Below are 19,188 nucleotides of genomic sequence, written 5' to 3'. Positions count from 1 at the left end.
CCTGCGGCCGATACGGCGGGGTAGACATAGAATCTCCTACGAAGATCAACGGCGCCGTGCAGCCCGGTTCAGGCGGCTTCGCCGGGCTCTGAGTGCTCGCGGCAGATCAGCTCTCCTTCGCGCGTTTCCAGCCGCTCCCCGGTCAGCCCGCAGAGCGCGCCGTCGTCCCGCTTCTGGTGGAAACGGCAGGTGCGGCACAGGCCGAAGCCCGGCACATCCTCCTGGCGCTGGATGCTGGTCAACAGCTCGCGCAGCAGCGCGACCAGCAGTTCGCGGCGCTCGCCCAAAGCCTCTTCGGCGCGACTCAGGAACGCCGGCGGCACCAGCGCCTCGATCAGTCCTTGCCCCGCGTCCGTCAGTTCCAGGTGCACGCTGCGTCGGTCCTGCGCATCCGGGCGCTTGCGAATCAGCCCCTTGGCCTCCAGCGCTTTCAGCGACTGCGACACCGTGCCTTTGGTCAGCCCGAGGAAGTCCGTGACCGCCAATGGCGTGTTCGAATAGCGGTTGCAGCGCGCCAGGTAGTTCAGCGCACTCAGCTGGATCGGCTGCAGATCCGCCATCAGCGGCTGCTCGCGGGCCCAGGCGCGCATCAGGCTGGCAATGCGCTCAAGATAGTCGTACAGGGTCGTATCGGTCATGGGCTCATCCTCCCGATAGATAGTATCGATCAAAAACCAGTTTGACAGAAGGCTCTTTTCGCTCGCAGACTGGAGTTGTATCGATTCGATACTTAATCAATCAGGAGAAGGATCATGAGCAAAGCCATCTATTACCATGCCGGTTGCGCCGTCTGCGTCGAGGCCGAACGCACGCTGCTGCCGTTGCTGAACCGGGATGTGGAAGTGGTGCACCTGGGCGAGCAGGCGCCGCGCATCGCCGAGGCCGAGGCCGCCGGGGTCAAATCGGTGCCCGCCCTGGTGGTCGATGGCCAGGTGCTGCACCTGAACTTCGGCGCCGCCATCGCCGACCTGAAGTAAGGGGCTCGCCATGCAGGTTCGCGTCTACGACACCCATGTGCGTACCCACGATGGCCGCTACCTGCACTTCGACGTCCTGGTCGGGCCGGACGCCGCCAGCCGTGCCGCGGAGTTCGCCGCGCACTGGCTGGCGGCGCGCGGCATCCAGGCGCATGACGTGCACATGAGCCGCTGCGAGTTCTGCCACAGCGAGTTTTCCACGCCCCCGGTGGAAGAGGCGCTGCGCCGCCAGGGCTACTACGTCATCGAGATGGAAGGATGCTGAACGGTATGGACGCCTACCAGCCGCTGCACTGCGATCTGCACGACTACCTGGAGATCGCCTGCCTGCATCGCTACTGGCTGCGTATCGAGCTGCGTGACGGCCTGGCGTTCGACGCCCAGGCCTTCACCACGCACACGCGGCGAAACGCGGACGGGGTCGTGGAGGAGTTCCTGGAAGTCCGGGTGGACGATGCCAGCCGGGAACTCCGGCTGGACCGTCTGCACGCCATCACGCCGCAGGCGGCGGAGGCGCGCTTCGCAAGGGTGGTGCTGAATCCGGCCTGAGGTCCGACCGGGACGGCCTCACCACATGAGGTCGTCGGGCACCACGTAATCCTTGTACGGGTCGTCCTCGTCCGGCTCGCCGCTGGGCTCGTTGAGCAGCACGATACGTCGCTCGTCGCGCTCCTTGATGCGCAGCGCGGCGTCACGCGGGACGATCTCGTAGCGGCCGTCGTAGCTGACGATGGCCAGGCTGCCGCGACTGAGCTTGTCGCGGATCAGGTCGTTCACCGCAATGCGCTTGACCTTCTTCGCATCGACGAAGTTGTAATAGTCCTCGGTTTCCAGCTTCGGCAGACGGGTGCCTTCGATCAGTTGCTTGATCTGCGCGGTCCTGGCCTTCTTCTCGGCCTTTTCCTGCTGCTGGCGATTCAGCTCGGCATCGCGGGCCTGCTTGTCGGCCTGCGCCTGCAAGGCGGCCTGACGCTGGCTGTCATCCTTCTGCACCTGGTTCTTGTGCTCCAGACGCTGCTGCTTCTGCTTCTGCTTGCCGGCCTGTTTGGCCTGTTTCTCACTGACCAGTCCGGCTTTCAGCAACTGGTCACGTAACGACATGCTCATTCGATAAGACTCTCGACAGTCCTTGATTGACGCGGAACAACTTTCCTGGCGGCACAACGCTCCGCGCTCATGCCCACAGGGGGTATAATCCTCGGGCCTGTGCGTGCGCTGCGCAAGTGCCCAGCTCGATTTCACTATCCAGGGCCCCCATGATCAAGTTCATCGTTCTCACGATCCTTGCCATCTTCCTCGTCGCCATCCTCTACGTGCACCTGCGCGGCAAGGTACGGCTGCCCTTCCTGCGCCAGGTCGTGAACCACTCTGCCTGGTTCGCCCCGTACAACTCGCTGATGTACCTGAACTCCAGCGTGCCGTCCAAGCCCTACCTGGACCGCGAGCGCTTCCCCGAGCTCGACAGGCTGCGCGACAACTGGCAAATGATTCGCGAGGAAGCCGAAAACCTGTTCGACGAGGGCTACATCCGCGACGCCCTGAACAACAACGAGGCCGGTTTCGGCTCCTTCTTCAAGAAAGGCTGGACCCGCTTTTACCTGACCTGGTACGACGGCCCCCTGCCCTCCGCGCAGAAGCTCTGCCCGAAGACCGTCGAGCTGGTGAGCAGCATCCCCAACGTCAAGGGCGCCATGTTCACCCGCCTGCCGCCGCGCAGCCACCTGAACAAGCACCGCGACCCCTACGCCGGCTCGTTGCGCTACCACCTGGGCCTGGCCACGCCGAACTCCGAAGAGTGCCGCATCTTCGTCGACGGCCAGCCCTACGCCTGGCGTGACGGCCAGGACGTGATGTTCGACGAAACCTTCGTCCACTGGGTGAAGAACGAAACCGACGAATCGCGCCTGATCCTCTTCTGCGACATCGAGCGTCCGCTCAGGTCGTCGCTGCTGACCCGCATCAACCGCCGCGTCAGTACCTTCCTCGGCCGCGCCACCGCGCCGCAGAACGTCGAAGGCGAGCGCGTCGGCGGGATCAACCAGGCCTACTCGGTGCTGATCCGCCTGGGCAATGCCGTGGGCAGCCAGGTGAAGGTGTTCAAGCGCGCCTATCCCAGAGCCTACCGCATCGGCCGGCCGGTGCTGGCGGTGGTGCTGCTGGTGCTGATCCTGCGCTGGCTGTTCGGCTGACGGAGCACACCCGGCGCGTTAAAGGAACCCTGCAGGAGCGAGCTTGCTCGCGAACAGATTTTCCGGCGGTGTCGGGCGTCAAGCGGTTCGCGAGCAAGCTCGCTCCTACCAAAAGCAAAAAAGCCCCGCAATCGTGGGGCTTTTTCATGGGTACCGATTCAGGCACGCAAGCACTTATCCACAACTAAGCGGGTTCTTCTCGTCGCGCTTGGCGGCGCCCCACAGCTCGTCCATCTCTTCCAGGTTGCTGTCTTCCAGCGTGCGCCCCTGGTCACGCAAGGCCGTCTCGATGTAACGGAAACGCCGCTCGAACTTGGCATTGGCCGCACGCAGGGCGGTTTCCGGATCGACCTTGAGCTTGCGCGCCAGGTTGACCACCACGAACAGCAGGTCGCCCACTTCTTCCGCCTGGGCCTCGGTGTCGCCGCCGGCCATGGCTTCGAGGACCTCGTCCAGTTCCTCGCGAACCTTGTCCACCACCGGCAGGGCGTCGGCCCAGTCGAAGCCGACCTGGGAAGCACGCTTCTGCAGCTTGGCGGCGCGACTCAGTGCTGGCAGGGCGTTGGGTACGTCGTCCAGCAGGGACAATTGCACCGGCTCGGCGGCCTTGGCCGCGCGCTCCTCGGCCTTGAGCTCCTCCCAGCGCTGCTTGACCGCAGCTTCCGCAAGCTTCGCCGGGTCCGGCTCGCCGTAGAGGTCGCCATCGGGGAACACGTGGGGATGGCGGCGGACCAGTTTGCGGGTGATGCCATCGACCACCGCGTCGAACTCGAAGCGCCCTTCCTCTCGCGCCAGCTGCGCGTAGTAGACAACCTGGAAGAGCAGGTCGCCCAGCTCCTCGCGCAGGTGGTCGAAGTCGCCACGCTCGATGGCGTCGGCCACTTCGTAGGCTTCCTCGAGGGTGTAGGGGACGATGGTCGCGTAGCTCTGCTTCAGGTCCCACGGACAGCCATGCTGCGGATCGCGCAGCCGGGCCATCAGGTACAGCAGGTCGTCGAGCTTATGCATCCTTGGCACCCGCGCGGTCGCGCCGCGCCTCGATGATGTTGGGCAACTGCGACACCCGCGCCAGCAGGCGTCCCAGCGCGTCGAGGCCGGGGATCTCGATGGTCAGGCGCATCACCGCGGTGTTGTCTTCCTTGTCCGAGCGGGTGTTCACCGCCAGCACGTTGATGCGCTCGTTGAGCAGCACCTGGGAGACGTCGCGCAGCAGGCCGGAACGGTCGTAGGCGCGAATGACGATATCCACCGGATAGGTGCTGACCGGCACCGGCCCCCAGCTGACCTGGATGATCCGTTCCGGCTCGCGGCCGGCCAGTTGCAGCGCGGTGGCGCAGTCCTGGCGGTGGATGGTCACGCCACGGCCGAGGGTGATGTAGCCGACGATCGGCTCGCCCGGCAGCGGCTGGCAGCAACCGGCCATCTGCGTGAGCAGGTTGCCGACGCCCTGGATCTGGATGTCGCCGCGCTTGCCGTGGCCGATCTTGCTCGGCTTGCGCGGAATGAGTTCGAGCTGCTCGGTGCCGCGCTCGGGCTCGACCAGTTGCTGCGCGTAGTTGACCACGTGGGCCAGGCGCAGGTCGCCGGCGCCCAGGGCGGCGAACAGGTCTTCGCCGGTCTTGTAGTTGGCCTTCTCGGCAAGCTTCTCGAAGTCCACCGGCGGCAGCGCCAGGCGACCCAGCTCGCGTTCGAGCATGGCCTTGCCGGCGGCGACGTTCTGGTCGCGCGCCTGCAGCTTGAACCAGTGGACGATCTTCGCCCGCGCCCGCGAGGTGGTGACATAGCCCAGGTTCTGGTTCAGCCAGTCGCGGCTCGGCCCGCTCTGCTTGCCGGTGATGATTTCCACCTGCTCACCGGTCTGCAGGCTGTAGTTGAGCGGCACGATGCGGCCGTTGATCTTGGCGCCACGGCAGTTGTGGCCAACCTCGGTGTGCACGCGGTAGGCGAAGTCCAGCGGGGTTGCGCCCTTGGGCAGGTCGATGGCGTGGCCGTCCGGGGTGAAGACGTAGACCCGGTCGGGCTCAATGTCGACGCGCAACTGCTCGGCCAGGCCGCCGATGTCGCCCAGCTCCTCGTGCCATTCCAGCACCTGGCGCAGCCAGGAGATCTTTTCTTCGTAGTGATTGGAGCTGGCCTTGACGTCGGTGCCCTTGTAGCGCCAGTGCGCGCACACGCCCAGCTCGGCTTCCTCGTGCATGGAATGGGTGCGGATCTGCACTTCCAGCACCTTGCCCTCGGGGCCGATCACCGCGGTGTGCAGCGAGCGGTAGCCGTTTTCCTTGGGGTTGGCGATGTAGTCGTCGAATTCCTTGGGGATGTGCCGCCAGAGGGTGTGCACGATGCCCAGCGCGGTGTAGCAGTCGCGCATTTCCGGCACCAGCACGCGCACGGCGCGCACGTCGTAGATCTGGCTGAAGTCCAGGCCCTTGCGCTGCATCTTCCGCCAGATGGAATAGATGTGCTTGGCGCGGCCGGACAGGTCGGCCTTGATGCCGGTGGCAGCCAGGGCGTCCTTGAGCTGCTGCATCACGGTGGCGATGTACTGCTCGCGATCCAGCCGGCGCTCGTGTAGCAGCTTGGCGATCTGCTTGTACTGGTCGGGCTCCAGGTAGCGGAAGGACAGGTCCTCCAGTTCCCATTTGATATGGCCGATGCCCAGGCGGTGGGCCAGCGGCGCGTAGATGTCGAACACCTCGCGGGCAACGCGGTGGCGCTTTTCCTCGTCGGCGTTCTTCACCGCGCGGATCGCGCAGGTACGCTCGGCCAGCTTGATCAGCGCGACGCGCACGTCGTCGACCATCGCCACCAGCATCTTGCGCAGGTTCTCGATCTGCGCCTGGGTGCCGAGCACCAGCGATTGCCGGGGGTTGAGGCTGGTGCTGATCGCCGCCATGCGCAGCACGCCTTCGATCAGCTTGGCGACCACAGAACCGAAGCGCTGCGCCACCTCCTCCAGCTTGACCTTGCCCTCGCGCACGCCACGGTAGATCACCGCGGCGACCAGTGATTCCTGGTCGAGCTTGAGGTCCGCCAGGATTTCGGCGATCTCCAGGCCCGTCTGAAAACTGGAGGTGCCGTCTGCCCAGGAGTTGTCAGCCTTGCTGACTGCCTTGTCTTCCACCTCGCGGGCAAATTCGCAGGCGTCCAGCAGGACCTTGCGATCCAGTAGCGGGACCAGAGTCTGGACATGGTCCAGCCAGGCCTCGAGGTTGATGCTGCCGTCAGTATTGACCGGCTGGTGCGCTCTCACCTGTACCATCGTGTCTACCCTTCCCCACGGTGCCCCACGGTGCACCGCTCACAGCGCCGGCCTTTCTTCTTGCTCGGGCCGGTCGGATTGCGCGAGCCGTCCTAGCTCGCCTCGAACAAAGCCATTGCCTCCACATGTGCCGTCTGCGGGAACATGTCGAGGATGCCGGCACGCTTCAGGCGATAGCCCTGTCGGGCCATCTCGCCGGCGTCGCGCGCCAGGGTCGCCGGATTGCAGGACACATACAGTACCCTCTCGGCGCCCAGTGAACGCATCTCCCGTGCTGCCTCGAAGGCTCCGTCTCGCGGAGGGTCGAGCAGCACGGCGGTGAAATCCTCCGCCGCCCAGGGGGCGCCGGCAAGCGGTTTCGAAAGGTCCGCCTGGTGGAACCGGGTATTGGCCAGGCCATTGGCCCGGGCATTGGCGGCGGCGCGATCGACCATCGCCTGCACACCCTCCACCCCGACCACTTCCCGCACCCGGTGCGCCAGCGGCAGGGCGAAGTTGCCCAGGCCGCAGAACAGATCCAGCACACGCTCGCCTGGTGCAGGCTTCAGCCAATCCAGCGCCTGGGCAACCATCGCCTCGTTGACCGGCGCATTCACCTGGACGAAGTCGCCGGGCCGGTAGGCCAGGGTCAGATCCCAGGTATCGAGCCGGAAGCCGAGGTCGGCGTTCCCGGAGCACGGTGTCGGCTCTCCGTCGCCCTGCAACCACAGTTGCACGTCGCGTGCCGAACAGAATCCCAGCAGTCGCGCCAGGTCGCTATCGGACAAAGGTTCGATATGCCGCAGCAGCAGCGCGCTGGCCGTGCCGTGGAACAGTTCGACGTGGCCCAGCGCCTGGGGCTTGGCCAAACCACGCAGCAGGTCCGGCAACTCGCGGACGAGGATTTGCAGCTCGGGCACCAGCACCAGGCAGTCGTCGAACGGGACGATGGCCTGGCTGGCGGCGGCGCGGAAGCCGACTTCCAGGCGCTTGGCCTTGACGTCCCAGCGCACGGCGAGGCGCGCGCGGCGGCGATAGCCGAACTCCGGCCCCACCAGCGGCGCGGCCCACTCTTCCGGGCTCAGGCCGGAGAAGCGTTCCAGTTGCTCGGCCAGGGTGCGCTGCTTGAGTACCAATTGATCGGCATGGGGCAGGTGCTGCAGGCTGCAGCCGCCACAGGTGCCGGCCACCGGACACGGGGCGGTTCGACGGTTTTCGGCGGCGGTGAAGATCCGCTCGCTACGGGCGTCGACAATCTGCGCGCGCGCCGACAGCACACGGGCTTCCACCGCTTCGCCCGGCAAGGCGCCGGCGACGAACCAGGTGCGGCCATCGGCATGGGCGATGCCACGGCCGTCGTGGGCCAGGCGCTCGATGCTCAGACGCTGCTTCTTGCCTACCGGTACCGCAGGGCTCCGCGCTCCGCCACTGGGCTGGAAGCGCAGCCCGGTTCTCTGCTTGGCCATGTCAGTTGGGGTCGAACACGCCCGAGGACAGATAACGGTCGCCACGGTCGCAGATGATCGCCACCAGGGTCGCGTTTTCCAGCTCGCGGGACAGGCGCAACATGGCTGCCACCGCGCCACCGGAGGACACGCCGCAGAAGATGCCCTCTTCGCGGGCCAGACGACGCATCACGTCCTCGGCCTCGCCCTGCTGCATGTCGACCACGCGGTCGACGCGGGTGGCGTCGAAGATCTTCGGCAGGTATTCCTGCGGCCAGCGGCGGATGCCGGGGATGGCCGAACCTTCCATCGGCTGCAGACCGACGATCTGCACCTTGGGGTTCTGCTCCTTGAGGTAGCGCGATACGCCCATGATGGTGCCGGTGGTACCCATGGAGCTGACGAAATGGGTGATCTGGCCGTCGGTCTGGCGCCAGATTTCCGGGCCGGTGGAATCGTAGTGGGCCACCGGGTTGTCGCCGTTGGCGAACTGGTCGAGCACCTTGCCCTTGCCTTCGCGCTGCATCTGGTCGGCGAGGTCGCGAGCGCCCTCCATGCCCTGCTCCTTGGTCACCAGGATCAGTTCGGCGCCGTAGGCGGTCATGGCGGCCTTGCGCTCGGCGGTGGAGTTGTCCGGCATGATCAGGATCATGCGGTAGCCCTTGATCGCCGCCGCCATCGCCAGGGCGATGCCGGTGTTGCCGGAGGTGGCTTCGATCAGCGTGTCGCCGGGCTTGATGTCACCGCGCAGCTCGGCTCGGGTGATCATCGACAGCGCCGGGCGATCCTTCACCGAACCCGCGGGGTTGTTACCCTCGAGTTTCACCAGCAGCGTATTGGAAGTATTCCCGGGCAAGCGTTGCAGACGCACCAGCGGGGTATTGCCGACGCAATCGGCGATAGTCAGATACTGCACGGTCATGGAGGTACTCGGATCTGAAACCAGGCCACCTATGATAACGGCAAACTGTCGCTCGCCATACGAAGTTTCCTAACAAGCCGTGTGCAAATGCTCAGAACCGTCCGCCGCGGGCAACCGCAGGTGCGCGCGCAACCCCGCCGTCCCGCGGTCCGCCCAGAGTTCCCCGCCCTGCATGCGCAGCGAGCTGCGGGCGATGCTCAGGCCCAGGCCGAAGCCTTCGTCGCTGCGCGCGGCGGACAACCGGGTGAACGGCAGGAAGATGCGCTCGAGGTCGGCCTCGGGCACGCCGGGGCCGTCGTCTTCCAGCCAGAGATGCCAGCCCGCCCCCTCCCGTTGGCCGCCCAGGCGAATGCAGCCACTCTCCGGCGAGTGACGTATGGAATTGCGCAGCAGGTTTTCAAGCGCCTGCGCCAGGCCGTTGAGATGACCCCGGACACGACACCCCGCCGGCACCTGGTAAAGGAAGCGTTCCGGCGCCCAGCCGGCTTCGAACCGCGCGTCCTCCACCAGCAGTTCCCAGAGCGGTTGCAGGTCGATGTCCTCCCGCTCCAGGCGCGGCCGCTCGGTGTCCAGCCAGGCCAGCTCCAGGGTATCGGCGACCAGGCGCTGCATCACCTCCACCTCGCGCTCGACCCGCTGGCGCAGCGCCGCCTCGCCGATCGGGCTGTCGACCGCCACGCGCAGGCGGCTGAGCGGCGTGCGCAGTTCGTGGGACAGGTCGCGCAACAACTGGCGCTGGAACCCCACATACCCGCGCAGGCGTTCGGCCATGTGGTCCAGCGCGCGGCCCAGTTCGCCCAGCTCATCGTGGCGCGCGCTGAGCCCAGGATCGGCCACCGATCCCAGATCGTCGGCCTGCAAGGCATTGGCGTGCTCGCGTAGCCGCCCCAGTGGGCGCACCAGGTGCCGGTAGAGCAGGACGCACAGCAGCAGCGCCAGCACGGCCGGCACCAGGCCGTGGGTCACCGACTGGCGGATGAGCGTGAAACCGCCGGGCAGGTAGCGGGCCGGCAGTTGCAGTACCAGGCGGCCCGCGCTCGGCCCACCGGGGAACGGAATGCCGATGTAGGGCAGGTGCGCCGAACGCGAGCTCGCCGGCCAGTCCAGGCCTCGCTGGAAGGTCAGGTGCGCGATTTCCTCCTCGCTCAACGGGACGCTGCCCAGGGCCTGCAACCGACCGTCCACCACCGTCATCCAGCCCGCCTCGCGCTGACGCATCCGCGCCAGCCAGGCATCGACCCCCGGCGCACCGCCGGAGCGCCAGGCCTGCTCCGCTTCGCGGGCGTAGCCGCCCAGGACTTGCCGGGCTTCGGCGGACAGGTAATAGCCCTGGCGCTCGACCTGCTTGCCCCAGGACCAGGACAGCCAGATCAGCAGCAAGCAGAACGCCACCAGCGCGACCGCCAGTTTCCAGAACAGCGAATGACGCCCGGGCACCTCAGCCATCGCCATCGCTGAACACGTAGCCCTTGCCCCACACCGTGTGCAACTGGTGGCGCAGATAGCCGATGCCCTGCAACTTGCGGCGCAGATGGCTGACATGCATGTCCAGGGCGCGATCGTGGGTGGTGTAGGCGCGGTGCAGGACATGCTGATAAAGGAAGGCCTTGCTCAGCGTCTCGCCCTGGCTGCCGAGGAAGGTTTCCAGCAGGCGGAACTCGGTGGTGGTCAGCCCCGCCCAGCGGCCGTCGAGGCTGGCGTCGACCTTCTCGCCATCCAGCAGCAAACCGTCGCCGCCCGTCGGCGCCTGCAAGCCGCGCTCCAGCGCCACGCGACGCAGCACGGCATCGACCCGTACGCTCAGCTCGACCAGGCTGAAGGGCTTGGGCAGATAGTCATCGGCGCCCTGGGAGAAACCGGCGATGCGGTCCTGCTCGGCGCCCAGGGCGGACATCAGGATCACCGGCACCGAACGCTCGCGGCGCAACGTGCGCAGAATGTCCAGGCCGCCGATGCCCGGCAGCATGATGTCCATCAGCACCAGGTCGTAATCGCCACCGCGCGCCTCGGCCAGGCCGGCATCGCCATCCTGGCACCAGGTGACGGCGAAGCCGCGCTCGCTCAGATGGGAAGACAGGTGCGCGCCCAGGGTTGGATCGTCCTCGATGGTCAGCAGGCGCAGGCCCGAGGAAGAAAATGCGTTCATATTGAATAAGAGTGATTAGCAATTGCGCCCAGTATTCCCGATTCCGCGCGATCTCGGCAAGGCAAAGGCTCCGTCCGAAGGTCCGAACCGCTACACTGCCGGGGGAAAACCGCACCGGAGGAATCGCGTGTTCAAGGATCTCGGCATCAAGGGACGGGTACTGCTGCTCACCCTGCTGCCCACCAGCCTGTTGGCGCTGGTATTGGGCGGCTATTTCACCTGGGTGCAGTTGTCGGACATGCGTGCCCAACTGATCGAGCGCGGTCAACTGATCGCCGAGCAACTGGCTCCGCTGTCCGCCCCGGCGTTGGCGCAGAACAACACCGAGCTGCTGTTGCGCATCGCCACCGAGGCGCTGGACCAACCTGACGTGCGCGCCGTTACCTTCCTCAATCCCGAGCGGGAACGACTGGTCCATGCCGGCCCCAGCATCCTCACCCCCATGCCCAGCGGCGACGGTTCGCACCTGAGCATGGCCAGCAACCTCGACACCACCCACTTCCTTCTCCCGGTGCTGGGCCGGCACCGCAGCCTGTCGGGCGCCCCGGACAGCAACGGCGACAAGCTGCTCGGCTGGGTCGAACTGGAGCTGTCGCACCACGGCACCCTGCTGCGTGGCTACCGCAGCCTGTTCACCAGCCTGCTGCTGATCATCACCGGCCTGGCGGTCACCGCCCTCCTCGCCCTGCGCATGAGCCGCGCGATCAACGCCCCGCTCGGGCAGATCGCCCAGGGTGTGGCGCAGCTCAAGGAAGGCCGCCTGGAAACCCGCCTGCCGGCGCTGGGCAGTCACGAACTGGACGAACTGGCCGGCGGCATCAACCGCATGGCCGAGGCCCTGCAGAGCGCGCAGGAAGAAATGCTGCACAACATCGACCAGGCCACCGAGGACGTGCGGCAGAACCTGGAAACCATCGAGATCCAGAACATCGAACTGGACCTCGCGCGCAAGGAAGCCCTGGAGGCGAGCCGGATCAAGTCCGAGTTCCTCGCCAACATGAGCCACGAGATCCGCACCCCGCTCAATGGCATCCTCGGCTTCACCAACCTGCTGCAGAAGAGCGAGCTGACCTCGCGCCAGCAGGACTACCTCTCCACCATCCACAAGTCCGCCGAAAGCCTGCTGGGGATCATCAACGAGATCCTCGACTTCTCGAAGATCGAGGCCGGCAAACTGGTGCTGGAGAACATCCCCTTCAACCTGCGCGAACTGATCCAGGACACCCTGACCATCCTCGCCCCCGCCGCCCACGAAAAGCAGTTGGAGCTGGTCAGCCTGATCTACCGCGACACCCCGCTGCAGCTGGTGGGCGACCCGCAACGCCTGAAGCAGGTGATGACCAACCTGGTGAGCAACGCCATCAAGTTCACCCATGAAGGCAGCATCGCCGTGCGCGCCATGCTCGAGGACGAGAGCGACGACCGCGCGCAGTTGCGCATCAGCGTGCAGGACACCGGCGTCGGCCTCACCGACGCGGACCTGCGCGCGCTGTTCCAGGCCTTCAGCCAGGCCGACAACTCGCTGTCGCGCCAGGCCGGCGGCACGGGGCTGGGGCTGGTCATCTCCAGGCGCCTGATCGAACAGATGGGCGGCGAGATCGGCGTCGACAGCAGCTCCGGCGAGGGATCGGAGTTCTGGATCAGCCTCAACCTGCCCAAGGCCCGCGACGACGGCGACGACCTGCTGCCGGCCCTGGCCGGCGGGCAACACGTGGCGCTCTACGAACCCCATGAACTGACCCGTACCGCGCTGCATCACCAACTGGAGGACTGCGGCCTGGAGGTCAGCGAGTTCCCGGACCTGGCGGCGCTGGAACAGGCGCTGGCGGCCGACCCGAAGGGCAAGCCGCCGATCGGCCTGGCCCTGCTCGGCGTCACCTCCGCCACCCATCCGCCGGAAATGCTGCGGCAGTCCATCCGCGAACTCGAGCAGTACGGCTGCAAGAGCCTGGTGCTCTGCCCGACCATCGAGCAGGCGCACTACAACGCGGTGCTGCCCGAGTCCCAGGTACAGAGCAAACCCGCCTGCACCCGCAAGTTGCAGCAGGCACTGAACGAGCTGCTGCACCTGCGCCCGACCCGCAAGGAAAAGGTCGCCAACGGGCTGCTGGAACGCGCGCCGCATCTGCTCTGCGTCGACGACAACCCGGCCAACCTCCTGCTGGTCAAGACCCTGCTCGGCGACCTGGGCGCCCAGGTCGTCGCCGTGGATAGCGGCCTGGCCGCGGTGGAGGCGGTGCAGCGCGAGCGCTTCGACCTGGTCTTCATGGACGTGCAGATGCCCGGCATGGATGGCCGCCAGGCCACCGACGCGATCCGCCAGTGGGAAGCCGACCGCGAAGTCAGCCCGGTGCCGATCATCGCGCTCACCGCCCACGCCCTGGCCAACGAGAAACGAGCCCTGCTGCAAGGCGGCATGGACGACTACCTGACCAAGCCCATCGACGAGCGCCAACTGGCCCAGGTGGTGCTGAAGTGGACCGGCATGAGCCTGGGCGCGCCGCGCACGGAGCCGAACGGCACCGAGCCGGGTCCGGGCGCGCTGAGCGTGCTCGACCCCGCCGAAGGCCTGCGCCTGGCCGCCGGCAAGACGGAACTGGCGGCCGACATGCTCGGCATGCTGCTCGCCTCCCTCTCCGCCGACCGCCAGGTGATCCGCCAGGCCCGCCAGCGCAACGACCGCAACACCCTGCTCGAACGCATCCATCGCCTGCACGGCGCCACCCGCTACTGCGGCGTGCCCATGCTGCGCGCCGCCTGCCAACGCGCGGAAACGCTGCTCAAGCAGAACGACCCGGAGGCCCCCGCCGCCCTGGACGAACTCGACAAGGCCATGTCCGAACTGGCCAAGGCCACGGAAAACCGCGAAGCCGAGGCCAACGCGGCGCTTCCGCAAGACACGCACTGAGACCGCGAGACGATGCGCATCATCCTGTTCAGCAACCAGCCCTACGACCACGACAGCTTCCTCGCCGCCAACCACAGCCACGGCTTCGAACTGCACTTCCAGCAGGCGCAGTTGCGCCTGGACACCGTGGCCCTGGCCAGGGACTTCGACGTGGTCTGCCCCTTCGTCAACGACGAGCTGTCGCGACCGGTACTGGAACAGTTGGCCGCCGGCGGCACGCGCCTGATCGCCCTGCGCTCGGCCGGCTACAACCATGTCGACCTCAAGGCCGCCCACGCCCTGGGGCTTTCCGTGGTGCGGGTTCCGGCCTATTCGCCCCATGCCGTGGCCGAACATGCCGTGGGATTGGTCCTGGCGCTCTGTCGGCACCTGCACCGCGCCTACAACCGCACCCGCGATGGCGACTTCTCGCTACACGGACTGACCGGCTTCGACCTGCACGGGCGCACGGTCGGCGTCATCGGCAGCGGCCAGATCGGCGAAGTCTTCGCCCGCATCATGAGCGGCTTCGGCTGCCACATCCTCGCCTACGACCCCTCCCCCAACCGCGCCATCGAAGCCCTGGGCGGCCGTTTCGTCGAACTGGACGAACTGCTCGCCCAGTCCGACATCCTCAGCCTGCACTGTCCGCTCAACGACGCCACCCGGCACCTGATCAACCCTCGCAGCCTGCAACAGATGAAATGCGGCGCCATGCTGATCAACACCGGGCGCGGCGCGCTGGTGGACACCCCGGCGCTGATCGAGGCGCTCAAGAGCGGCCAGCTCGGCTACCTGGGCCTGGACGTCTATGAAGAAGAAGCCGAAATCTTCTTCGCCGACCGCTCCGACCTGCCGCTGCAGGATGACGTCCTGGCGCGCCTGCTGACCTTCCCCAACGTCATCATCACCGCCCACCAGGCATTCCTGACCCGCGAGGCGCTGGCCGCCATCGCCGAAACCACCCTGGCCAACATCGGCGCCTGGCAGGCGGGTAACCCCGTCAACCAGGTCAGCTAACCGGCAGCACTCGCATCCCCGCGCGCCGCCACCTAGAATGCCGCGCTTTCCCGGAGGACTCATGGCCCAGCACGATTTCCGCTACACCCTGCTCAACCCGCAGTTCACCCTCAACGAATGCCGCGCGCTGACCCCGGGCCTCTACCAGGTCACCGGTATCGGCGGCTCGATCCAGACGGGCGACACCCTGCTGGTCAGCCTCAAGGGCAGCCATAGCCTGAGCATGACGCTGGAGGTGGACAAGGTACGCCACCTGATCAACCCACCGGGGCAGTGGACAGCGGTTGCGCGCGGCCCGGCGTTCCGCGAGCTGGCGATCCACGAATGGACCGTCAACTGCGACGGCTGCGCAGCTACACTGAAATTCGAATTTGCCGTCGACGCCACCCTCGGCAAGTCCGCCCAGCAACCGGCCGCCGAAGCGCGCATCGGCGAACTGGGTTGGGCGAAGGTTGGTGCTCGCCATCTCTGCCCGGACTGCCTGAGCAAGGAGATTGCATGAAAGTCCTGTTCGCCGGCGCCTGCATGGCGCTGGCCCTGGCCGGCTGCGCCAGCAAACCGGTACCTGAAACCGATCAGACCTATCGCGTCGAATGGGTCGGTGAACGTCCCCTGATCGACTACAGCCACATCACCCTGACCCTCGACGGCAAGGGCCGCGCCTATGGCAGCGCCGGCTGCAACCACTGGTTCGCCAGCTACACGCTGGACGGCGACAAGCTGACCTTCGGCCAGCCTGGCGCCACCCGGAAGATGTGCGCCGAAGCGCTGATGGAGCAGGAAGGACGCTTCCTGCAGATGCTCCGCGAGGTCCAGCGCTGGGACTTCAGCGACCAGGGCGAGCTGCGCCTGTGGCCGGCCTCGGGCCGCGCCATGCGCATGTGGCCGGAAAGCTGAGGAAACGGCAGCAATCCCCTAGAACAGGCTGAGCTGCTCGTGCGCCCCACGCAGATCGACGAGGCGCACGCCCACGCCGATCAGCCGCACCGCCTTGTTGCCGCGCTGGAATGCCTGCCCCAGCAATAGCCGGTAACTGTCCAGGTCGCGCGCCGCGCCGGCCTGTTCCAGGGTGGTCTGGGTGAAGTCGTGGAACTTCAGCTTGATGAACGGCTTGCCCGGCCGGTAGCTGGCGTCCAGGCGGGTCATGCGCCGCTCCAGCTCGCCCAGCAGCGACGGCAGTTCCTCCTGACAGGCCGCCAGGTCCGGCAGATCCTGGTCGAAGGTATTCTCCACGCTGATCGACTGGCGCCGGCTGTCCACCTGCACCGGCCGCTCATCGATCCCCCGCGCCAGGCCCCAGAGGCGCTCGCCGAAGCTGCCAAATTCCTTCGCCAGTTGGATGCGCGACCAGTCGCGCAGGTCCGCGCAGGTGCGAATCCCTGAGCGCGCCAGCTTTTCGGCGGTGACCTTGCCCACGCCGTGCAGCTTCTTCACCGGCAGTTCCGCGACGAATCCGTCCACCTCGTCGGGCGTGACCACGAACAGGCCGTTGGGCTTGCGCCAATCGCTGGCGATCTTGGCGATGAACTTGTTCGGCGCAACACCGGCCGACACCGTGATGTGCAGGGTTTCCCACACGCGCTGGCGAATCTCCCGGGCGATGCGCGTGGCGCTGCCGCCACAACGCTCGCTGTCGCTGACGTCCAGGTAGGCCTCGTCCAGCGACAGCGGCTCGATCTGTTCGGTGTAGTCACGGAAGATCGCGTGGATCTCGCGGGAGGTCTCGCGGTACACGTCCATGCGCGGGCGGACGATGGTCAGGTCGGGACACAGCTTCACCGCCGTGCGCATCGCCATCGCCGAATGCAGGCCATAGGCCCGCGCCTCGTAGTTGCAGGTGGCGACCACGCCGCGCTTGTCCGGCGAACCACCCACGGCCAGCGGCTTGCCCACCAGGCTTGGGTCGTCGCGCATTTCGATGGCGGCATAGAAGCAGTCGCAATCGATGTGGATGATCTTTCGTTGCCGTGTCACGGAAAGGGCCTGCATCGCCATCGGGGTCGCCAGGGAGCGGCGACGGAAAACGCCTTCATGGTAAAGCAAAAAAACGACGCTACCCCAGCCAGGCGTCCTAGGCATCGGAAGGACTGGCGGGAAACTGCGGAAATTTCCTGCAATCCCCCGCAACCCCACGCGCAGCAGGTCGTTCAGCGTATCCGAGGCTACGCTCCACCCCCGCTCGCTCGCAGAACCTGACCCTGCAATCAATCCTTCACCGAACTGCCGCCAACTGTTCATCGGGTGCGCCAAGGATGTGGCACCACCGTCCAATCCCTATCCATAGACATGGAGTCACAACGTGCACGCTCGTCTGCTGCGTTCCGCTTCCCTGCTGATGCTGCCGCTGGCCGCCCTCGCGGCCGCCGCTCCCGCCCAGGCAGAAATCCTGAACACTCCGCGCCTGACCGGCATCGACAACTTCCGCGATATCGCCGGTACCACCACCGCCTACGGCACCGCCCATGACGGCGTGATGCGTGGCGGCGTGTTCTACCGCTCCAACGCGCTGACCCCGACCGCCTCCGACCTGGCAACCCTGAACGGCCTGGGCATCAGTCATGTCTTCGACCTGCGCACGCCGACGGAAATCGCCGGCACCCCGGACACCCTGCCGGCCGGCGCGGTCTACGAGAACGTCAACATCGTCGGCTCCAGCAACGTGAACCTCTCGCTCACCAGCGCAGCGGCCTCGCGGCAGATGATGCAGGACATGAACCGCGCCTTCGTCACCGACGCCGGCCAGCGTGCGCAGTTCCGCCACCTGTTCGAGGAACTGGCGGCCGCCGACGATGCGGCGCTGTTCCACTGCACCGCCGGCAAGGACCGCACCGGCTGGACCGCGGCCATGCTGCAATCCATCGCCGGGGTGGACTCGGCGACCATCACGCAGGACTACCTGGCCACCAACGCCTACACCGCCGAGCGTACCGCCGCGACGCTCGCGCAGTTGAACGCCCTGTCGCCAACCTTCGCCGCCATCTACCAGCCGCTGCTGGGTGTGGAGGCCAGCTACCTGCAGGCCGGCCTGGACCAGCTCCAGGCCAGCTACGGTTCGGTGGAGAATTACCTGACCCAGGGCCTGGGGCTCGACCAGGAAACCCTCTATGTCCTGCGCGGCAAACTGGTGCGCTTCAACAGCCTGCCCGACCAGGCCGGCTTCGCGCGCAACGCCGCCGCCGGCGCCGGGCTGCTGGCGGCCCTGCAGGACAGCGAGCTGTCAGGCCGCTACAGCGCCTACAACTATTACCTGCAATCGGCGATCGACGCCGGCACCCTGGGCGGGGTCGAATCGCGGGTCGGTGGGCAGATCCATGCCGACGCTGGCAGCTACCTGCTGCGCGAAGCCGGGCAGATCGACGACGCCATCGCCCCCTACGCCAGCGGCCGCGAGCTGAAGGACGGTGAAACCCGCCTGTGGATGACCGCCCTGGCCAGCTATCTGGGCACCGACAGCCGCGACGGCGTGGCCAGCAGCAACGAACATGCGCAAGGCACCCTGATCGGCGCGACCCACCGCTTCAGCGATAACCTCAGCGCCCGTGTCGGCGCCGGCTACAGCTGGGGCTCACTGGGCAGCGCCGGCGCCGATGCGGATGCCGACCTCGCGCTGCTCACCCTGGGCGCACGCTGGGCACCGGACGATCTCAGCCAGGGCCTGTACGCCGACCTGCGCCTGGATGCCGGCTGGATCGACTACGACGGCAAGCGCGACCTGGGCAACGGCCTGGGCACCGCCAAGGGCGACGGCAACGGCAGCTTCTATGCCGCCACCGGGCTGCTCGGCTATCGCCTGCATGCGGGCGGACTGGACCTGGAGCCGTCCATCGGCCTGCGCAGCGCACGGGTCAAGCTGGACGACTTCCACGAAAAAGGCAGCGACCTCGCCCTGGATGTCGACGGCACCGACCGCAGCCTGAACAGCGCCCTGCTCGGCCTGGACATCGGCCTGGCCAACCAGAGCCTGGGCAACTGGACCCTGGCGCCGGGCGTCAGCCTGGGTTACGAGCGCTTCCTGAACGATCCGCAGGTCGTCAGCAATGCCTCGCTGGAAGGGTTCGAGGTGGAGCAGGTCTCGGCCTTCAACAGCCACCACCTGGTCAAGGCCGGATTGAAGCTGACGGCGACCCGGGACGCGCTGACCCTCGGCGCGGAGGTGAAAGCCCTGAGCGGCGAGGACAGCCACGGCGTCGCCGGCAACCTGAGCGCCAGCCTCGCCTTCTAGCACGCCCACAGCCGGAGGATTTCGCTAAGCACCTGATAAAAAATCACTTTTTCTCAACTTTCGGTTGACACCCCGCCCCCCATGCGTAGAATGGCGACCGCGGGATGGAGCAGTCTGGTAGCTCGTCGGGCTCATAACCCGA

General features: G+C 66.7%; 18 protein-coding genes. 9 read left to right on the top strand and 9 right to left on the bottom strand.

What is annotated here, in order from left to right; translation table 11 throughout:
• Positions 1–68: 68 nt before the first annotated feature.
• Positions 69–638 carry a MarR family winged helix-turn-helix transcriptional regulator gene (locus ACYCAX_RS26290; protein WP_294971505.1) on the bottom strand — a complete coding sequence of 190 codons (570 nt, stop codon included), beginning with the start codon at positions 636–638 and terminating at the stop codon, positions 69–71.
• A gap of 114 nt (positions 639–752) precedes the next feature.
• Between ACYCAX_RS26290 and ACYCAX_RS26285 the strand changes: the two genes are divergently transcribed.
• The 3 genes from ACYCAX_RS26285 to ACYCAX_RS26275 are packed head-to-tail and all read left to right on the top strand — an operon-like array spanning position 753 to position 1,526.
• Positions 753–977, top strand: coding sequence for a thioredoxin domain-containing protein (locus ACYCAX_RS26285; protein WP_015476334.1), 225 nt, complete (start codon positions 753–755; stop codon positions 975–977).
• 10 nt (positions 978–987) lie between these two features.
• Positions 988–1,242 carry a DUF2024 family protein gene (locus tag ACYCAX_RS26280; protein ID WP_015476333.1) on the top strand — a complete coding sequence of 85 codons (255 nt, stop codon included), beginning with the start codon at positions 988–990 and terminating at the stop codon, positions 1,240–1,242.
• A gap of 5 nt (positions 1,243–1,247) precedes the next feature.
• Entirely contained in the window at positions 1,248–1,526 is a 279-nt protein-coding gene (locus tag ACYCAX_RS26275; protein ID WP_041712494.1) for a Rho-binding antiterminator, read from the top strand.
• An 18-nt stretch (positions 1,527–1,544) separates the two neighbouring features.
• Here the strand turns inward: ACYCAX_RS26275 and ACYCAX_RS26270 are convergent, their stop codons facing one another.
• Positions 1,545–2,084 (bottom strand): DUF2058 domain-containing protein, encoded by a 540-nt coding sequence (locus ACYCAX_RS26270; protein WP_015476331.1) that lies wholly within the window; start codon positions 2,082–2,084, stop codon positions 1,545–1,547.
• Between the two features lie 149 nt (positions 2,085–2,233).
• Here ACYCAX_RS26270 and ACYCAX_RS26265 point away from each other — a divergent pair, with 149 nt between their 5' ends.
• Complete coding sequence (locus ACYCAX_RS26265) at positions 2,234–3,166, top strand: aspartyl/asparaginyl beta-hydroxylase domain-containing protein (protein ID WP_460249195.1); 933 nt, start codon at positions 2,234–2,236, stop codon at positions 3,164–3,166.
• 174 nt (positions 3,167–3,340) lie between these two features.
• Here ACYCAX_RS26265 and mazG read toward each other — a convergent pair whose 3' ends face one another.
• From mazG to ACYCAX_RS26235, 6 genes are all read right to left on the bottom strand, one after another.
• On the bottom strand, positions 3,341–4,174 hold the full coding sequence (gene mazG, locus ACYCAX_RS26260; protein WP_294971494.1) for a nucleoside triphosphate pyrophosphohydrolase: 834 nt from the start codon (positions 4,172–4,174) through the stop codon (positions 3,341–3,343).
• Positions 4,167–6,425, bottom strand: coding sequence for a GTP diphosphokinase (gene relA / locus ACYCAX_RS26255; protein WP_015476328.1), 2,259 nt, complete (start codon positions 6,423–6,425; stop codon positions 4,167–4,169). Before relA ends, mazG begins: the two co-directional genes overlap by 8 nt.
• Before the next feature lie 92 nt (positions 6,426–6,517).
• Positions 6,518–7,870, bottom strand: coding sequence for a 23S rRNA (uracil(1939)-C(5))-methyltransferase RlmD (gene rlmD, locus ACYCAX_RS26250; RefSeq protein WP_460249194.1), 1,353 nt, complete (start codon positions 7,868–7,870; stop codon positions 6,518–6,520).
• Between the two features lies 1 nt (position 7,871).
• Positions 7,872–8,771 carry a cysteine synthase CysM gene (cysM, locus tag ACYCAX_RS26245; protein ID WP_294971485.1) on the bottom strand — a complete coding sequence of 300 codons (900 nt, stop codon included), beginning with the start codon at positions 8,769–8,771 and terminating at the stop codon, positions 7,872–7,874.
• A gap of 69 nt (positions 8,772–8,840) precedes the next feature.
• Positions 8,841–10,223 carry a HAMP domain-containing sensor histidine kinase gene (locus ACYCAX_RS26240; RefSeq protein ID WP_460249193.1) on the bottom strand — a complete coding sequence of 461 codons (1,383 nt, stop codon included), beginning with the start codon at positions 10,221–10,223 and terminating at the stop codon, positions 8,841–8,843.
• Positions 10,210–10,917, bottom strand: a complete 708-nt coding sequence (locus ACYCAX_RS26235; protein WP_460249192.1) for a response regulator transcription factor — start codon at positions 10,915–10,917, stop codon at positions 10,210–10,212. The genes ACYCAX_RS26240 and ACYCAX_RS26235 overlap by 14 nt, the downstream gene beginning before the upstream one ends.
• A gap of 127 nt (positions 10,918–11,044) precedes the next feature.
• Here ACYCAX_RS26235 and ACYCAX_RS26230 point away from each other — a divergent pair, with 127 nt between their 5' ends.
• The 4 genes from ACYCAX_RS26230 to ACYCAX_RS26215 all read left to right on the top strand — a co-directional run bounded on the left by ACYCAX_RS26230 (position 11,045) and on the right by ACYCAX_RS26215 (position 15,721).
• Positions 11,045–13,825: a response regulator gene (locus ACYCAX_RS26230; protein ID WP_460249191.1), complete on the top strand. Its 2,781-nt coding sequence runs from the start codon at positions 11,045–11,047 to the stop codon at positions 13,823–13,825.
• 12 nt (positions 13,826–13,837) lie between these two features.
• A complete protein-coding gene (locus tag ACYCAX_RS26225) occupies positions 13,838–14,824 on the top strand; it encodes a 2-hydroxyacid dehydrogenase (RefSeq protein ID WP_460249190.1) in 987 nt (328 codons plus the stop codon).
• Between the two features lie 61 nt (positions 14,825–14,885).
• The gene (locus ACYCAX_RS26220; protein WP_460249189.1) at positions 14,886–15,326 is read left to right on the top strand and encodes a hypothetical protein; all 441 of its coding nucleotides are present in this window, start codon (positions 14,886–14,888) and stop codon (positions 15,324–15,326) included.
• The gene (locus ACYCAX_RS26215) at positions 15,323–15,721 is read left to right on the top strand and encodes an META domain-containing protein (RefSeq protein ID WP_015476320.1); all 399 of its coding nucleotides are present in this window, start codon (positions 15,323–15,325) and stop codon (positions 15,719–15,721) included. The genes ACYCAX_RS26220 and ACYCAX_RS26215 overlap by 4 nt, the downstream gene beginning before the upstream one ends.
• 18 nt (positions 15,722–15,739) lie before the next feature.
• On the opposite strand, the gene dinB is transcribed toward ACYCAX_RS26215, so the two are convergent.
• Positions 15,740–16,813 carry a DNA polymerase IV gene (gene dinB / locus ACYCAX_RS26210; protein WP_460249196.1) on the bottom strand — a complete coding sequence of 358 codons (1,074 nt, stop codon included), beginning with the start codon at positions 16,811–16,813 and terminating at the stop codon, positions 15,740–15,742.
• 310 nt (positions 16,814–17,123) lie between these two features.
• On the opposite strand from dinB, the gene ACYCAX_RS26205 reads away from it, so the two are divergent.
• Positions 17,124–19,046, top strand: coding sequence for a tyrosine-protein phosphatase (locus ACYCAX_RS26205; protein ID WP_460249188.1), 1,923 nt, complete (start codon positions 17,124–17,126; stop codon positions 19,044–19,046).
• Positions 19,047–19,188: the final 142 nt, after the last annotated feature.

This window comes from Pseudomonas sp. MT3 (assembly GCF_054720805.1).
This window is presented reverse-complemented; position numbering and strand designations above follow the sequence as displayed.

What these genes read in the sequence shown, in the direction of transcription:
- ACYCAX_RS26265 (WP_460249195.1), top strand. Translation starts at nt 2,234, where the DNA reads ATGATCAAGTTCATCGTTCTCACGATCCTTGCCATCTTCCTCGTCGCC.
- ACYCAX_RS26290 (WP_294971505.1), bottom strand. Translation starts at nt 638, where the DNA reads ATGACCGATACGACCCTGTACGACTATCTTGAGCGCATTGCCAGCCTG.
- relA (WP_015476328.1), bottom strand. Translation starts at nt 6,425, where the DNA reads ATGGTACAGGTGAGAGCGCACCAGCCGGTCAATACTGACGGCAGCATC.
- ACYCAX_RS26235 (WP_460249192.1), bottom strand. Translation starts at nt 10,917, where the DNA reads ATGAACGCATTTTCTTCCTCGGGCCTGCGCCTGCTGACCATCGAGGAC.
- ACYCAX_RS26220 (WP_460249189.1), top strand. Translation starts at nt 14,886, where the DNA reads ATGGCCCAGCACGATTTCCGCTACACCCTGCTCAACCCGCAGTTCACC.
- ACYCAX_RS26225 (WP_460249190.1), top strand. Translation starts at nt 13,838, where the DNA reads ATGCGCATCATCCTGTTCAGCAACCAGCCCTACGACCACGACAGCTTC.
- dinB (WP_460249196.1), bottom strand. Translation starts at nt 16,813, where the DNA reads ATGCAGGCCCTTTCCGTGACACGGCAACGAAAGATCATCCACATCGAT.
- ACYCAX_RS26270 (WP_015476331.1), bottom strand. Translation starts at nt 2,084, where the DNA reads ATGAGCATGTCGTTACGTGACCAGTTGCTGAAAGCCGGACTGGTCAGT.
- ACYCAX_RS26275 (WP_041712494.1), top strand. Translation starts at nt 1,248, where the DNA reads ATGGACGCCTACCAGCCGCTGCACTGCGATCTGCACGACTACCTGGAG.
- ACYCAX_RS26285 (WP_015476334.1), top strand. Translation starts at nt 753, where the DNA reads ATGAGCAAAGCCATCTATTACCATGCCGGTTGCGCCGTCTGCGTCGAG.
- ACYCAX_RS26280 (WP_015476333.1), top strand. Translation starts at nt 988, where the DNA reads ATGCAGGTTCGCGTCTACGACACCCATGTGCGTACCCACGATGGCCGC.
- ACYCAX_RS26240 (WP_460249193.1), bottom strand. Translation starts at nt 10,223, where the DNA reads ATGGCGATGGCTGAGGTGCCCGGGCGTCATTCGCTGTTCTGGAAACTG.
- mazG (WP_294971494.1), bottom strand. Translation starts at nt 4,174, where the DNA reads ATGCATAAGCTCGACGACCTGCTGTACCTGATGGCCCGGCTGCGCGAT.
- rlmD (WP_460249194.1), bottom strand. Translation starts at nt 7,870, where the DNA reads ATGGCCAAGCAGAGAACCGGGCTGCGCTTCCAGCCCAGTGGCGGAGCG.
- ACYCAX_RS26215 (WP_015476320.1), top strand. Translation starts at nt 15,323, where the DNA reads ATGAAAGTCCTGTTCGCCGGCGCCTGCATGGCGCTGGCCCTGGCCGGC.
- cysM (WP_294971485.1), bottom strand. Translation starts at nt 8,771, where the DNA reads ATGACCGTGCAGTATCTGACTATCGCCGATTGCGTCGGCAATACCCCG.